General features: G+C 67.7%; 13 protein-coding genes and 1 riboswitch. Of the genes, 8 read left to right on the forward strand and 5 right to left on the reverse strand.

The genetic code is table 11. The features are described 5' to 3' along the window. Window positions 1–115 precede the first annotated feature (115 nt). The 3 genes from ACZ50Z_RS13845 to ACZ50Z_RS13855 all read right to left on the reverse strand — a co-directional run bounded on the left by ACZ50Z_RS13845 (window position 116) and on the right by ACZ50Z_RS13855 (window position 4,062). Entirely contained in the window at window positions 116–1,531 is a 1,416-nt protein-coding gene (locus ACZ50Z_RS13845; protein ID WP_464484064.1) for an acyl-CoA synthetase, read from the reverse strand. A gap of 29 nt (window positions 1,532–1,560) precedes the next feature. After that, on the reverse strand, window positions 1,561–2,469 hold the full coding sequence (locus ACZ50Z_RS13850; protein WP_464484065.1) for an alpha/beta fold hydrolase: 909 nt from the start codon (window positions 2,467–2,469) through the stop codon (window positions 1,561–1,563). A 132-nt stretch (window positions 2,470–2,601) separates the two neighbouring features. Beyond that, entirely contained in the window at window positions 2,602–4,062 is a 1,461-nt protein-coding gene (locus tag ACZ50Z_RS13855; protein ID WP_464484066.1) for an aldehyde dehydrogenase family protein, read from the reverse strand. Between the two features lie 198 nt (window positions 4,063–4,260). Here ACZ50Z_RS13855 and ACZ50Z_RS13860 point away from each other — a divergent pair, with 198 nt between their 5' ends. Genes ACZ50Z_RS13860 through ACZ50Z_RS13880 form a run of 5 tightly spaced genes read left to right on the forward strand, consistent with a single transcriptional unit; the run spans window position 4,261 to window position 7,451 of the window. After that, the gene (locus ACZ50Z_RS13860) at window positions 4,261–4,806 is read left to right on the forward strand and encodes an FAS1-like dehydratase domain-containing protein (RefSeq protein WP_464484067.1); all 546 of its coding nucleotides are present in this window, start codon (window positions 4,261–4,263) and stop codon (window positions 4,804–4,806) included. Next, window positions 4,806–5,213, forward strand: a complete 408-nt coding sequence (locus ACZ50Z_RS13865) for a Zn-ribbon domain-containing OB-fold protein (RefSeq protein ID WP_464484068.1) — start codon at window positions 4,806–4,808, stop codon at window positions 5,211–5,213. The genes ACZ50Z_RS13860 and ACZ50Z_RS13865 overlap by 1 nt, the downstream gene beginning before the upstream one ends. Continuing rightward, a complete protein-coding gene (locus ACZ50Z_RS13870; RefSeq protein ID WP_464484069.1) occupies window positions 5,210–5,659 on the forward strand; it encodes a MaoC family dehydratase in 450 nt (149 codons plus the stop codon). Before ACZ50Z_RS13865 ends, ACZ50Z_RS13870 begins: the two co-directional genes overlap by 4 nt. After that, on the forward strand, window positions 5,656–6,837 hold the full coding sequence (locus tag ACZ50Z_RS13875) for a lipid-transfer protein (RefSeq protein WP_464484070.1): 1,182 nt from the start codon (window positions 5,656–5,658) through the stop codon (window positions 6,835–6,837). Before ACZ50Z_RS13870 ends, ACZ50Z_RS13875 begins: the two co-directional genes overlap by 4 nt. Before the next feature lie 8 nt (window positions 6,838–6,845). Beyond that, entirely contained in the window at window positions 6,846–7,451 is a 606-nt protein-coding gene (locus ACZ50Z_RS13880; protein ID WP_464484071.1) for a TetR/AcrR family transcriptional regulator, read from the forward strand. A gap of 142 nt (window positions 7,452–7,593) precedes the next feature. On the opposite strand, the gene ACZ50Z_RS13885 is transcribed toward ACZ50Z_RS13880, so the two are convergent. After that, window positions 7,594–8,559 (reverse strand): proline dehydrogenase family protein, encoded by a 966-nt coding sequence (locus ACZ50Z_RS13885; RefSeq protein ID WP_464484072.1) that lies wholly within the window; start codon window positions 8,557–8,559, stop codon window positions 7,594–7,596. Next, a complete protein-coding gene (pruA, locus tag ACZ50Z_RS13890; protein WP_464484073.1) occupies window positions 8,559–10,199 on the reverse strand; it encodes an L-glutamate gamma-semialdehyde dehydrogenase in 1,641 nt (546 codons plus the stop codon). Before pruA ends, ACZ50Z_RS13885 begins: the two co-directional genes overlap by 1 nt. Before the next feature lie 84 nt (window positions 10,200–10,283). On the opposite strand from pruA, the gene ACZ50Z_RS13895 reads away from it, so the two are divergent. The 3 genes from ACZ50Z_RS13895 to fadD21 all read left to right on the forward strand — a co-directional run bounded on the left by ACZ50Z_RS13895 (window position 10,284) and on the right by fadD21 (window position 15,777). Then, the gene (locus tag ACZ50Z_RS13895) at window positions 10,284–11,879 is read left to right on the forward strand and encodes a PucR family transcriptional regulator (protein ID WP_464484074.1); all 1,596 of its coding nucleotides are present in this window, start codon (window positions 10,284–10,286) and stop codon (window positions 11,877–11,879) included. A gap of 53 nt (window positions 11,880–11,932) precedes the next feature. Beyond that, window positions 11,933–12,114: riboswitch (cobalamin riboswitch) on the forward strand. A 159-nt stretch (window positions 12,115–12,273) separates the two neighbouring features. Next, a complete protein-coding gene (locus ACZ50Z_RS13900) occupies window positions 12,274–13,935 on the forward strand; it encodes a PPE domain-containing protein (RefSeq protein ID WP_464484075.1) in 1,662 nt (553 codons plus the stop codon). A 105-nt stretch (window positions 13,936–14,040) separates the two neighbouring features. Beyond that, window positions 14,041–15,777: a fatty-acid--AMP ligase FAAL21/FadD21 gene (gene fadD21, locus ACZ50Z_RS13905; protein WP_464484076.1), complete on the forward strand. Its 1,737-nt coding sequence runs from the start codon at window positions 14,041–14,043 to the stop codon at window positions 15,775–15,777. Window positions 15,778–15,785: the final 8 nt, after the last annotated feature.

Genomic DNA, 15,785 nt, shown 5'->3' on the forward strand with positions numbered 1-15,785 from the left:
GTTCCGTCCTTGCATTTTTACGACGGTACCTGCCGCCCGTTGGTCCGCGAGCGTAACGGGACTGCGGAAAAATCGAGCTGGATTCGCAGTGCGGTTACGCTCGCGCGTAAGGCGCTCAGCCGTCGGACAACAGCTGCTTTTTGAGGACCTTGCCCATCGCGTTGCGGGGCAGCGCGTCGACGACGCGTACCTCCCGCGGGCGCTTGTGCACCGAAAGTTGTTGCGCGACATAGTCGATCAGTTCGTCGCCGCCGGCGGATCCGACGATGTAGGCGACGATGCGCTGACCGAGGTCCGCATCGGCCATGCCGACCACCGCGGCCTCCTGGACGCCTGGATGCCCGAGCAGCACCGTTTCGATCTCGCCCGCACCGATGCGGTAGCCGCCGGACTTGATCAGATCCACCGACTCGCGGCCCACGATGCGGTGCATCCCCCCGCCGTCGATGACGGCGACGTCACCGGTGCGGTACCAGCCGTCGGTGTCGAACGCCTCGGCGGTGGCGTCGGGCCGGTTGAGGTAGCCGTCGAACATCATCGGACCGCGTACGTGCAGCTTGCCGACGGTTTCGCCGTCGTGCGGTACCGCGCCGCCGTTGTCGTCGAGCACCCGGGTCTGCACCCCGGACAGCGGCAGGCCGACCCACCCTGGGCGGCGCTCACCGTCGGCCCGCGTCGAAATGGTGATCAGCGATTCCGAGGCGCCGTAGCGTTCGACGGGCTGATGTCCGGTCAGCGCGGCCACCCGGTCGAACACCGGAACCGGCAGCGGTGCGCTACCGGAGACCAGCAGCCGCGCCGGGCCCAGAGCCCGGGCGGCCGCCTCGTCGGCCCCCACCCGCGACCACACGGTGGGCACGCCGAAAAACAGCGTGCCCCCGAAGTCGGTGCGGGCCGCCGCATAGCCCTCCGGCGTCGGTTTCCCGGTGTGGATGAAGCGATTGCCGACCCGCAGCGAGCCGAGCAGGCCCAGCACCAGGCCGTGCACGTGAAAAAGCGGCAGGCCGTGCACCAGGACGTCGTCGGCCGTCCATTGCCAGGCTTCGGCCAGCGCGTCCAGGTCTGCGGCGATCGCGCGCCGGCTCAGCACAACCCCTTTGGGCAGCCCGGTGGTGCCCGAGGTGTAGATGATCATCGCGGTGGCGTCGGCCGAGGGCTCGGGATAGCGGTGCCAGGAGCGGGCGTGCAGCCGTACCGGGATGTGCGGCAGCCCCCCGGTCTCGTCGGGCGCCGCCCCGAGCCAGGCCTGCGCTGCCGAATCGGCGAGCATGTGCCGGCGCTCGGCGGCGCCGACATCGGCGGGCACCGGGACGAAGGGCACCCCGGCGATCAGGCACCCGGTGACCGCCAGCACCGTCTCGGCGGTCGGGGCTGCCAGGATCGCGACGCGGCCCGCGCCGCCCACCCGCTCGGCCACCGATGTGGCGGCACCGACCAAGTCGCTGCGGCTGAGCACGCTGCCGTCGATGCGCACCGCGTCGGCGATATCGGTGGCGGTGACGGCCGAGGGGTCAAGGGAAGCCAGCAGCACGTCAGCAGGCTACCCGGCGTCCAGCGAGGTCACTTCCGCTCGTCCCAGATCTTCATCAGGGTGGACAGGATCTCCTCGCCGCGGCCCAGCCCGCCGAGATGGCTTTCGCCGGGAAGCACGATGAGCTCGCAGTCGGGCAGTAAGGACACGACGTGCTGACCGTGGGCGAACGGCACGATATGGTCGCTGTCGCCGTGCCACCAGCGCACCGGGACCTTGACCTCGTCGAGCCGGAATCCCCAGTCGCGGGTGAACAGGATGATGTCGTTGAACGGGGCCGCCAACTGCTTGCGGCTGCCATTAAGCAGGTCGTCGAGGAACATGGCGCCGAACTCGGGCCGGGTGAGCAGGCGCCGGTCGCCCTCGGGCGATATCGCGGCGTAGAGATACAGCGCGGGATTCGCGACCGGACGGATGGCCCGGACCACCAGGCTCGCGCCGATCCGCAGCGGGTCGCCGCCCAGCCGCAGCAGCGGCGCCACCCGCTTGCCGAGATTCATCAGACCGCTGGTGATCCCCTCGTCGCCGAGGAACGGCGCCACACCCCCGAGGATGCCGGCCGCGACGACCCGATCGGACAGCACCGCCGCCGACGCGAGCGCGTACGGACCGCCGCCGGACAGGCCGATGACGGCCATCTGGTCGATGCCGAGCGTGTCCGCCATGGTGCGTAGGTCATCGGCGAACGCCCGGATGTTCTCGTAGCGGTGGGGCGTCGACGAGCCGATCCCGGGGCGGTCCAGCCCGATCAGCCGGATCTTGTGGTTCTCCGCGTACAGGCGGGCTTCGGTGGGAATCTGGCGGCGTGCGCCGGGAGTGCCGTGCAGCCAGAAAACCGCGCGGCCCTGCGGATCGCCGAATTCGGCGAAGCCGATCTGGCGGTCGTCACCGACGGCGACGTTTCCTTCGAGCTTGGGGCGGGCGATCTCGATGGCCATGTCAGCAGCTTGGCATGGGACGGGCGGTTTACCAAAGGCGTACCGGGCGTGCGCGCGACGGCCTTCGCGGTGAGGCGCCATGTCGTCGCCGGAACGACCTCTGGCGCACGGCATTTCGTGAACTGGGGCCCGTCACGCGGGAACGCCGATGGCCATCGGCTCCATGTATTGATGTAGCCCACCGATCCCGCCGCCCTCGCGGCCCAGCCCACTGAGCTTGAAGCCGCCGAACGGAGCACCGCCGGGACCGCAGCCGTTGACCGCGATCTGTCCGGTGCGGATGCGGCGTGCGACGCCGACGGCGCGGTCGACGTCGCCGCCCCACACCGCCCCGGAGAGCCCGTATTGCGAGTTGTTCGCGATGGCGACCGCATCGTCGGCGTCGCGGTAGCGCAGCACGGTCAACACCGGACCGAACACTTCCTCTTGCGCGATAGTGAAATTCGGCTCCACGCCGGACAGAATCGTCGGCTCGAAGTAGAAGCCGACGTCCAAGCCGGCCGGACGACCACCGCCGGTCACCAGCGTCGCCCCCTCGTCGAGCGCACCGGCGACGTGCGCCTCGACTCGGTCCCGCTGCGCCGCGCTGATCAGCGGACCCATCTGCACGTCGGGTTCGGTGGGATCGCCCACCTTGACCTCGCGGGCCAGCGCGGCAAGCCGGTCGACGACGTCGTCGTGCAGTGAATCGGGCAGCAGCAGCCGGCTGTGCAGGATGCAGGCCTGCCCGGCGTGCAGCGAGCAGCAGTCGAACAGCAGCTGCTGCAGCATTTCGTCGGTGACCTGCGCATCGTCGAGGACGATGCTGGCGGACTTGCCACCGAGTTCGAGCAGGATCCGCTTCATCGTGTCGCCGGCGGCGGACATGACCTGGCGGCCGACCACCGAGCTGCCCGTGAAGCTCACCATGTCGATGCGCGGATCGGTGGTCAGCAGCCTGGCCGCCTCGACCCCCGACGGCGTAACGACGTTGACCACGCCCGGCGGAATGTCGGTGTGTTCATCGATGATTCGCGCGAGCGCCAACCCGGCCAGCGGGGTCAGTGGTGACGGCTTGAGCACGACGGTATTGCCAGCGGCCAGAGCATGATTGAGTTTCATCACGTTGAGGCAGTGCGGGAAGTTCCACGGCGTCAGCACCGACACGACGCCCAGTGGCGCATGACGCAGCAATGTGGTTCCGGCGCCCATCCCGGTGACTTCTTGGTCGGTCAGCTGGGTGGCCAGCTGGGCGGCGTGCAGGGACATGAACCCCGCGCCGTCGATCTGCATGAGGCGTTCGTTGGAAACGCAGCCCCACTCCGCCTGGGACAGCGCGAAGAAGTCGTCGGCGTGTTTGCTCAGCGCCTCGCCCAACTGGTTGAGGCACCCGGCGCGCTCTTCGGCGCTCATGGTGCGCCAGGGTCCGCTGTCGAAGGCGCGGCGCGCGGCGGCGATCGCGTCACCGACCTGGGCGACGCTGGCGTCGGGCGCGGCGGCGATCACGGCCTCGGTGGACGGGGAGATGTCGTCATACCGGCCGTCTTGTGGGTCCACCCAGTCACCATCGATGTAGAGCTGATAGGTCTGAACGAGAGCGGGCGAATCGGCCATGTGCTTCCTCCGGTCATCTGATCACTTGGTGTACCCGCCCCGGCGGCCGCCGTCAATCATCATTTGCGCGAATTCCGGGGCTCTTCGGACGCTTTGCTGTTGTATTGACAGCATGAGACCGCGCGGAGTACACACATCTCGCGAGACAGATCGCATCAATCTGTCGGATCAAGGTGTCCTGCGAGAGGGGCTTGCTACGTGACCGACTCAGAATCCGTCAGTGCCAAGGTGCGGGCCCTCGTCGGGCAGCCGACCGGTGGCACCGGAAAACCCTCGCTGGCACCGGACCCGGTGAACCAGCCGATGATCCGGCACTGGGCGTACGCCATGGCCGACATGAACCCGGTCTATCTCGACCCGGAGTTCGCGGCCTCGTCACGGTTCGGCGGCGTCGTGTCGCCGCCGGTGATGCTGCAGACGTGGACGATGCCCTCGCCGATCCTGGAGGGGATCGGAGAACGCGGTGGGGCGCCGATCGAGATCAAAAGCAACCCAACAGCATTCCTCGACGCGGCCGGCTACACCAGCACGGTGGCGACCAATTCGGAGTTCGAGATCGAGCGTTATCCGCGGCTGGGCGATGAGATCAGCGCGACGACTGTCTACGAGTCGGTCTCAGACGAGAAGACAACCGCGCTGGGCGCCGGTTTCTTTCTGACCTGGTTGACCACCTACACAGACCAGAACGGAGAAGTGTTGGGGCGGCAGCGGTTCCGGGTGCTGCGATTCAGGCCGGCAAACTGATGGCGGCCCGTCTGGCGCCGGCGATCACCCCGGACACCGAATTCTTTTGGAACGGCTTGCGGGAGAACAGACTCCTACTCCAGCGTTGCGGCGGCTGCGGGCAGCTGCGTCATCCGCCCCGCCCGATGTGCCCGCACTGCCGTTCGCTGCAGTGGGACGCGATCGATTCGTCGGGTCGCGGCACCGTCTACAGCTATGTGATGCCGCACGAACCCAAGTTCCCGTTCTTCGACTATCCCTACGTCGTTGCGTTGGTGGAACTCGAGGAGGGGGTGCGGCTGGTGTCCAATCTGACCGGCATCGATCCGTCCGATGTGACACCTGGGTTGGCCGTAGAGGTCTACTTCCAGACATTCGATGACGGCCTGGTGCTGCATCAATTCCGGCCCCGGGAAGGACAGGCATGACGACCACAGCGAACCGCACTTTGCAATGGCGAGACATCTCTGTCGGTGACGCGGTAACTCCGCTCGAAATACCCATCACCACAACGATGATCGTCGCCGGTGCGATCGCTACCCGAGACTTCATGCCGGTGCATCACGACCGCGACTACGCCAAGCAACAGGGCTCGCCCAACCTGTTCATGAACATCCTGACCACCAACGGCTACTGCGTGCGCTTCCTCACCGATTGGGCGGGCCCCGAGGCGATGGTCAAGAATCTGTCGATTCGCCTGGGCGTGCCGTGTTTTCCCGATGACCCGCTGCGGTTCACCGGCAGCGTCACCGGTAAGAGTGAAGGGACGGGGGGCGAGAATTTTGTCGAGGTGACCTTCGCGGGCGCCAACAGCCTGGGCGACCACGTCTCGGGCACGGCGGTGCTCAGCCTGCTCGATGGAGTGGGCGCGTGAGCCGGACGCGTCCGGGCAGCCTTCCCGGAAGCTGCGCGATCGTCGGGATCGGCCAGACGGAGTTCTCCAAGGAATCCGGGCGCAGCGAGCTCCAATTGGCGTGCGAGGCGGTCAGCGCCGCGCTGGACGACGCCGGCCTGACACCCGGCGACGTTGACGGCATGGTCACGTTCACCATGGATTCCAGCGACGAGATCGACATCGCCCGCAATGTCGGCATCGGTGACCTGAGCTTCTTTTCCCGGGTGCACCACGGCGGGGGTGCCGCCGCCGGCACCGTCGTGCACGCGGCGATGGCGGTCGCCAGCGGGGTCGCCGACGTGGTGGTGTGCTGGCGCGCCTTCAACGAGCGTTCCGGGTTCCGGTTCGGCGGCAGCGGGCGCAGCATGGCCGAAACCCCGGTGTTCATGGCGCATTACGCGCCGTTCGGGCTGCTCACTCCCGCGGCCTGGGTCGCGATGCACGCCCAGCGGTACATGTCGACGTACGGGGTCACCAACGAGGACTTCGGCAGGATCGCAGTGGTCGACCGCAAGCATGCGGCGACAAACCCCGACGCCTGGTTCTACGAGCGTCCGATCACGTTGGAAGATCACCAGAATTCGCGCTGGATCGTCGAACCGGTGCTGCGGTTGCTGGACTGCTGCCAGGAGAGTGATGGTGGTGTCGCGCTCGTCGTCACCAGCGCGGAACGCGCCCGGGATCTGCGGCAGCCGCCGGCGGTCATCACCGCGGCCGCGCAGGGCGCGGCCTACAACGGCGAGATGATGACCAGCTACTACCGCGACGACATCACCGGTCTCCCGGAGATGGGGGTGGTGGCCCGGCGGCTGTGGCGCGATTCCGGCCTCAAGCCCCAAGACATCCAAACCGCCTTCATTTACGACCATTTCACGCCGTTCGTGTTCACCCAGCTCGAGGAACTCGGCTTCTGCGGGCGCGGGGAGGCCAAGGACTTCGCCACCGTCGAGCGGCTGTCGCTGGGTGGAGATTTTCCGATCAACACCAACGGTGGCCTGTTGGGCGAGGCGTACATCCACGGGATGAACGGCATCACCGAGGGAGTGCGCCAGGTGCGCGGCACCTCGCACAACCAGGTCGACAATGTCGAGCACGTTCTGGTCACCTCCGGAACCGGCGTGCCCACCAGCGGGCTGATTCTCGCACCGGCGGGCTGAGGGGGCCCATGACTCGGGCGCCGCATACCGCCGATACCCGCGAGCTCATCGTGGAATCGGCGATCGCGTGTTTCGGCGGGCAGGGATTGCAAAGGGCGACGATCGTCGACATCGCCAAGCGGGCCGGGGTGTCGCGCAGCACGATCTACGAATACTTTCCCGACAAGGCGGCGATCGTCGAGGCGTGCGCCGAACACGCATCCGAGCGCTTCTATCGCGAGATGAGCAAGGCGATGGACCGCGGCGGCAGCCTCGAGGAAAAGCTGTGTTCGGCGGCGGTTTTCGTCACCCAGGCGCGACGAGTCATCGCCTCCGAGAAGTACTTCGACGAGGATGCGGTCAGCCTGCTGCTGACCAAGGACGCGGCCGTGCTGCTGCGTGAATGCGTCGAGTTTTTCGCCCCGTATCTGTCGGCCGCCCGCCTGACCGGTGAGGTGCGCAAGGATCTCGACGTCGAGGCGGCCGGGGAATGGTTTGCACGCATCCTGTTCTCGCTCTTCAGCACGCCGTCCTCGACGCTGGATATGGACGATCCCGACGTGGCGGCGGATTTCGTGCGCGCGCATGTGGTGCGCGGCTTCGCCGCGGACCGGCCGCGGCCCCGCCGCGGGTAACGGTGGGCCGTTGGCTGTGAATCCTGGGCCTCCAGTGTGAATCCTCGGCGGGCATTGTCGGCGTGTCGTCGCCCGGTGTTCCCACTCAAGGCCCACGATTCACACTCGGCGCCAACGATTCACACTCAACGCGGCCGCCCGCTCAGCGACCGCGTCCGATCAGCGCGCGCAGGAAGAACGCCAAGTTGGCGGGTCGTTCTGCCAACCTCCGCATGAAGTACCCGTACCACTGCGTGCCGAACGGGACGTAGACCCGCAGCTGGTTACCCGCGCCGGCGAGGCGTCGCTGCTCGTCGCCCCGAATGCCATACAACATCTGGTATTCGAAATCCCCAGCGCCGCGAGACGATTCGCGGGCAACGCCGCCCACCGCATCGATGATCACCGGATCGTGGGAGGCCACCATCGGATAGCCAGTCCCGCTCATCAACGCCCGAAGGCACGCCACATACGAATCGGTCACCTCGGAGGCCTGTCGATACGCCACCGATGCGGGCTCGTCATAGGCGCCCTTGCACAACCGGACCCGGGCGCCGGACGCCGCGAAGTCTTCGCAGTCGCCCAGCGTGCGCCGCAGATACGCCTGCAAAGCCACGCCCAGCCAAGGGAACTCGACCCGCAGATCGCGCACGATGGACAGCGTCGACTCGGTGGTGGTGTGGTTTTCCGCGTCCACCGTCACCCACACACCCGCGCGCCGGGCCGCATCGCAGATCGACCACGCGTTCTCCCTCGCGATCTTGTGCCCGTCGCGCCCCAGCGTCTGCCCCAGCGCCGACAACTTGACCGAGACCTCGAACGGCCGCACCATGCCACCCCCGGCGTCGAGGTGGCCCAGCCTTTCGATCAGATCCAGGTAGGTCTGCACCGCCGCATCGGCGGCGTCGGTGTTGGTCACGTCCTCGCCCAGATAGTCGACGCTGACAAAGCGGCCCGAATCACGCAGCAAAGCAACAGCATTCAGCGCGGATCCGATCGTCTCCCCAGGGACGAAGCGGCGCACAACACGGCGGGTGATCGGCAACCGCTGGACGGCACGGCGCACGACGTCGCCGCGCGCAGTCGCCATGATCACCGGGCGCAGGGTGCTCGCGAACAGTCCGGCCATCAGTCGGCGCCCATGTGCGGGTAGCTGTGTCGGGTCGCCGGGACAAACGTCTCCTTGATGGTGCGAGCCGACGTCCAGCGCAACAGGTTCAGCATCGATCCGGCTTTGTCGTTGGTGCCCGAGCCGCGCGAGCCCCCGAAAGGTTGGCGCCCGACGACGGCGCCGGTCGGCTTGTCATTGATGTAGAAGTTCCCGGCGGCAAACCGCAGCCGCTGCTGGGCGGTCAGCACGGCTTCCCGGTCGTCGGCGATGACCGCGCCGGTCAGGGCGTACCGGGAGCCGCGGTCGACGACGTCGAGGATGCTCTGGTAATCGTCGTCGGGGTACACATGCACCGACAGCAGCGGACCGAAGTATTCGGTCGCGAACGACTCGTCGGTCGGATCGTCGGACAACAACACCGTCGGGCGCACGAAATACCCTTCGCGGTCGTCGTATTCGCCGCCGACGGCGATGGTGACGCGTGGCGCGCCCTTCGCCCGCTCGATGGCGTCGACATTCTTATTGAAGGCGCGCCGGTCGATCAGCGCGCCGCCGAAGTTGGTGAGATCGGTGACGTCGCCGTAGAGCAACGAAGCCGTCTCCCCCAGGAAATCATCACCCATCCGGCGCCACACCGACTGCGGGATGAAGGCCCGTGACGCCGCCGAGCATTTCTGTCCCTGGTAGTCGAAGGCGCCGCGAATCAGTGCCGTGCACAACACATCCGGACGCGCGGACGCGTGAGCGACCACGAAGTCCTTGCCGCCGGTCTCGCCCACCAGACGCGGGTAGCTGTGGTAGTGGCCGATATTGGTGCCGACCTGATACCAGAGCCGCTGGAACGTGGCCGTCGATCCGGTGAAGTGAATGCCCGCCAGCCGCCGATCGGCCAGCGCCACATCGGAAACCGCGAAGCCGTCGCCGGCCACCAAGTTGATCACCCCGGGCGGCAGACCGGCGGCCTCGAGCAGCTGCATGGTCAGATAGGCCGACAACGTCTGGGTGATCGAGGGCTTCCACACCACGGTGTTGCCCATCAGCGCGGGCGCGGTCGGCAGGTTGCCGGCGATGGAGGTGAAGTTGAACGGCGTGATCGCGTACACAAAGCCGTCCAGCGGACGGTACTCACTGCGGTTCCACTCGCCCGGCCCGCTGATCGGTTGCTGCGCCAGGATCTGTTGCGCGAACGCCACATTGAATCGCCAGAAATCGATCTGCTCGCACGGCGAGTCGATCTCGGCCTGATAGGCAGACTTGGACTGGCCAAGCATCGTCGCGGCGGCGACCTTCTCCCGCCACGGCCCGGCCAGTAGGTCGGCTGCGCGCAGAAACACCGCCGCACGCTCATCGAACGGCATTGCCGCCCACGCGCTTTTCGCGGTCATCGCGGCGTCGATCGCCGCGGTCGCGTCGGCGTGCACGGCGTTGGTCAGGGTGCCCAGCGTCGCGGCGTGCCGGTGCGGCTGGACGACGTCGATGCGCTCACCATCGCCCATCCGGTGGTGACCGTCGATGACGTGGGGGAGGTCGATCGGGTGATCGGCCAGCGCGGCCAGTTCGGCGCGCAGCCGGGTGCGCTCCGGGGAGCGCGGCGCATAGTCGTGGACCGGCTCATTTGCTGGCGTCGGCACCTCAGAAAATCCAGTGATCGCGTCCATAAACGCCAGGGTCCTCGCGCCGACCACACAGAGAATTAGCCGATCGGACAAGACACCGTTGGACACATAGTAGAATCGAACAACATGGCCGGTGTGGGATTGGGTCAGCTGTTGCTCGCGCTGGACGCAACCCTCGTCAGCCTTGCCGAGGCCCCCCGAGGGCTGGACGTCCCGGTATGTTCGGCCGCGCTCATCGACCCCGACGACGTGCGCCTGGGCCTCGCGCCCGCGGCGGGTTCCGCGGACGTCTTCTTCCTGGTGGGGGTTGCCGACGACGAGGCGATGCGATGGATGGGTAGGCAGGCGCGCGAGCGCGTACCCGTGGCCATCTTCGTCAAAGAGCCCTCCGCCGCACTGGTGGACACGGCCGTCGCGGCGGGCTCTGCCGTGGTGGCCGTCGATCCGCGCGCCCGGTGGGAACGCCTCTACCAGTTGGTCAATCACGTCCTCGCACACCACGGCGACCGTGCCGATGCGATGGACGACTCGGGCACCGACTTGTTCGGGCTGGCGCAGTCGCTCGCCGACCGCATCCACGGCATGGTCAGCATCGAGGACGCGCAATCCCACGTCCTGGCCTATTCGGCCTCGAACGACGAAGCCGACGAGTTGCGCCGCCTGTCCATCCTGGGCAGGGCCGGCCCACCCGAACATCTGGAATGGATCGGCCAGTGGGGCATCTTCGATGCGCTGCGATCGGGCACCCAGGTCGTCCGCGTCGACGAGCGGCCCGAGCTGGGGCTGCGCCCGCGGCTGGCCATCGGAATCCACCAGCCCGCGACCGATGCCCGCCATCCGCCGGTGTTCGCCGGAACCATCTGGGTGCAGCGGGGATCACGGCCGCTGGCCGACGACGCCGAGGAGATGTTGCGGGGTGCCGCGGTGCTGGCCGCCCGCGTCATGTGGCGACTGGCGGCCCGCCCGTCCACCCATACCCGGCGCGTCCAGCAACTGCTGGGCCTGGCGGACGAACCCGCCGACGCGGCCGCCATCGCCCGCGAACTCGGTCTGGCCACCGACGCGACCGCGGCCCTGATCGGTTGGGACGCCGCCGACAGTTCGGCCGGACACCCTCGGCTCGCCGACGTTATTGCACTGAGCGCCAGCGCCTTCCGACGCGACGCCCAGGTGGCCTCGAATGGTTCACGAACGTATGTGCTGCTTCCCCAAACCCAGGCCCGGGCGCAGAACCGGTCGGTGACCTCCTGGGTGCGCGGCACCATCGGCGCCATGCGCACCGAGCTCGGGGTGCAGCTACGGGCAGCCATCGCGGCGCCGGTCGCGGGGCTGACCGGGGTCGCCGCGGCGCGCCTCGAGGTGGACCGGGTACTGGACAGCGCTGAGCGCCACCCCATTTCGTTCGGGCAGGTGACGTCGCTGGCCGAAGCGCGCACCGCCGTCCTGGTCGACGAAATCGTGACCCTGGTCGGCAGCGACGAACGCCTGATCGATCCGCGGATCGTGCAACTGGGCGACGACGATCCGGTGCTGGCGGAAACGCTGCGGACCTACCTGGACGCCTTCGGCGACATCGCCGCGGCCGCGCAGGCCCTGCGGGTCCATCCGAATACGGTTCGCTACCGCGTGCGGCGGATCGAGAAGTTGCTGTCGACCTCGCTGGCCGATCCCGAGGTTCGGCTGCTGTTCTCGCTGGGACTACGCATCCTGGAACGGCGCTGACGCGAAACACGGTGGCCGCAACGACCAGCCGCGGACGATTTGACGACATTTGCTCTCAGCGGATGCAACAATGTCACTCCGTAAGGTGATGACGACGCAGGAAGCCGGTGCGAATCCGGCGCGGTCCCGCCACTGTCATCGGGGAGCGACCCTCAACGGCCACGGCTGAAAAGCTGGAAGGCGAGGCGAGCGGCGATCCGAGAGCCAGGACACTCGCGTCATCGCGTACTGCGACCCGGGGCGGGTGTACCCCGAGAGAGCTGTCAACGTCCATGTTTCGTCCGGCATGGGTGGCCGTCAACGCTGCCACCGATCTGGCGCCGCGCTGCCGCGCCCACTCTGATCCCACCGATGCACGCGCCCTGCGCGTCATCACCGCCAGCGGCGGCCAGCGATGACCGCCCCAATCTGGATGGCTTCCCCTCCGGAGGTGCATTCGACGCTGCTCAGCAGCGGACCGGGCCCCGGCCCGCTGCTGGCGTCCGCCGCGACGTGGAGCTCGCTGAGCGTCCAATACGCCGAGTCGGCCGACGAGCTGACCGCGCTGCTGGCCGCCGTGCAAGCCGGCAGCTGGGACGGCCCGACGGCCGTGGAGTACGTGGCCGCGCATGCGCCCTACCTGGCCTGGCTCGTGCAGGCGAGCACCGACAGCGCGACCATGGCCGCCCAGCAGGACATCGCCGCGACTGCCTACACCGTGGCCCTCGCGACCATGCCGACGATGCCGGAGCTAGCCGCCAACCACGCCACCCACGCCGTTTTGACGGCGACGAATTTCTTTGGCATCAACACCATTCCGATCGCGGTGAACGAAGCCGACTATGCGCGGATGTGGGTCCAGGCGGCCACCGTGATGAGCACCTACGAGGGTGTTGCGACCGCGGCGGTGGCCACCGCGCCGCCGGCCGAGCCGGCTCCCGAGGTCATGAATGCCACCGCACTGGCGGCCACGGCGGAGCAGTCGTCGTATCCCCCGGACACCCAGAACCAGTGGATGGACTGGTTGGAGCAGACCGGGTTCGTCGACTTCTACAACAGATACATCCAGCCGTTGATCGACCAGCTGATGAACAACCCGTTCTTCCAGTCTCTGTTTTCCGGTTTCGACCCGTGGCTGCCGTCACTGGGCAACCCGCTGAGCTTCCTGAACCCGTTCAACATCGCGTTCGCCCTCGGCTACCCGATGGATTTCGGTTCGTACTTCGGCTATCTGGCGCAAATGTTCAGCTTCGTCGCCGCGGACCTCGCCGCGGCGTTCGCCTCGGGCAACCCCGCGACGATCGCCTGGACGATACTGTTCACGACCATCGAAGTGATCGGCACGGTCATCACCGACACCATCGCGCTGATCAAGACGCTGCTCGAGCAGATGATCGTGCTGATCCCGCTCATTGTGCCGCTGCTGACCGTCGCCGTGGTTCCGTTGGTGGTCCCGACCTTGATCGGGGGCCTGGCGGGCCTGACGGGTCTGGCCGGACTGCACGCCATCCCGGTCCCGTTCATCCCCGCCCCGGCGCTCGTCCCGGTGGCGCTGGCACCCACCCCGCCCCCCACACCTGCCCCGGCGCCGGCCCCCGCACCGACCCCGGCCAACGCACCCGCGGCGGCGCCCGCCCCGACCGCGCCCGGCGCCCCGCCCCCCACACCAGCGGGACCGCCGGCCGCCGCGATGCAGAGCCTGGGCTACATGGTCGGTGGCCTGGCCGCGGATGCGCGCAGGGCCGCGAGCACCAGCGCCCGCGCGCGCAGGGCGGCGGCCGCCGACGCCGCCGAGGCCGAAGCGGTGGCACTGCCGGAGGAAGATGCGACGAAGAAGCGCCGGCAGCGGGTCAAGGTCATTCAACCGGGCCGCGGGTACGAATACATGGATCTCGAGCCCGAGCCGGCGACGACGGCCTCGGACCGGCCCGCTCCGGCGATGGGGTTCGCCGGAACCATCCCCACGAAGTCCGCCACCGCACCGGCGGGATTGAGTGCGCTCGTGATCGACGAGTTCGACGAAGGCCCCCGCACGCCGATGATGCCGAGAACCTGGGATGCGGACCCGAAAACATAAGCGGCATACGGTGTTCGACCCGCGACGGTTTCTCGGTTTTCGGCCCGCGCGGCGACCACGCACGACCGTCGTACGCGAAAGAGCCGAAGCGGTAACCTAGCCCGCATGCAACATTCGTCCGTCGTCTCCCTCCTGCGGGAACGCGCCGGTCTGCAGCCCGACGATTTAGCCTTCCGCTATACCGATTACGAGCAGGACTGGGCGGGCGTCACCGAATCGCTGACGTGGGCACAGCTGTATCGACGGACCATGAATGTTGCGCACGAGGTCATGCGGCACGGCGGCAGCGGGGACCGGGCCGTGATCCTTGCCCCCCAAGGCCTCCCCTACATCGTGGCGTTCCTCGGCGCGATACAGGCCGGTCTGATCGCGGTTCCGCTCTTGGTTCCGCAGCCCGGCACTCGCGACGAGCGGGTCGGTGCCGTCCTGGCCGACACCAGCCCGGCCGTCGTCCTCACCACCTCCACCGCCGCCGCGGCCATCCGCGATCACCTGCGGCGACCGGATGGAGCAACCCCGGTCCTCATCGAGGTCGACTCGCTGGGCCTCGACGATCCGAATCCGCCGAGCATCCGCATCAGCGGCGCCCCGAGCACCGCGTACCTGCAGTACACGTCGGGCTCCACTCGCCTCCCGGCCGGAGTCATGGTCTCGCACCGCAACCTTCAGGTGAATTTCCAGCAGCTGATGGCTGCCTACTTCCCGGACTTCAATGGCGTGGCCCCGCGCGACAGCGTGTGCGTGTCGTGGTTGCCCTTCTACCACGACATGGGCCTGATGCAGGGCGTCATCGCTCCCATCCTGGGCGGCTATCCCGGTCTTCTGACCAGCCCGGTCGCATTCCTGCAACGGCCCGCACGGTGGATCGCGGCGATGGCCCAGCCCAATCCGGTCTTCTCGGCCGCACCGAACTTCGCCTTCGAACTCGCCGCGCGCAAGACGACGGACGCGGACATGACCGGACTCGACCTGGGCAACATCATCAGCATCGTGAGCGGCGCCGAACGGATCCATCCCGCAACGCTCGACCGGTTCTGTAAGCGGTTCGCCCCGTACAACTTTCGCGAAGACATGATGCAACCCTCCTACGGCCTGGCGGAGGCGACCGTCTACGTGGCCAGCCGCGCGCAGGCCGGCGCCCCGAAGGTCGTCCACTTCGAGCCGGAGAAGCTGTCCGAGGGCAAGGCCCGGCAGTGCCCGACACAGACCGGCTCGCCGCTGCTGAGCTACGGGACACCGACGTCGCCGACGGTGCGAATCGTGGATCCGGACACCAGAATTCAGTGCCCGGACGGAGCGGTCGGTGAAATCTGGGTCAACGGCGACAACGTGTCCGACGGCTACTGGCAAAAGCCGGAGGAAACGCAGCGCACCTTCGGCGCCGTCCTGGCCAACCCGTCGGCGGACACCCCCGAGGGCCCGTGGCTGCGCACCGGTGATCTCGGCTTCGTTTGCGACGGCGAGATGTTCATCGTGGGCAGGATGAAGGATTTGCTGATCGTGTACGGCCGCAACCACTATCCCGACGACATCGAGTCGACGGTGCAGGCGATCACCGGGGGCCGCGTCGCGGCGATCTCGGTGCCGGTAGACGAGACCGAGAAATTGGTGACCATCATCGAACTGAAGAAGCCCGCAGATTCCGGCGAGGACACGCTGCGCAGCCTTGAGGGCGTCAAGAACGATGTGACCGCGGCGATTTCGAACTCGCACGGGCTCAACGTCGCCGATCTCGTGCTGGTGCCACCGGGATCGATTCCCACCACGACGAGCGGCAAGATCCGGCGGGCCGCGTGTGTCGAGCAGTACCGGCGGCAACAGTTCGCCCGGCTGGACGCCTGACCGGACCC

The sequence above is a fragment of the Mycobacterium sp. NTMscope_MAC_269 genome (genome assembly GCF_976985695.1).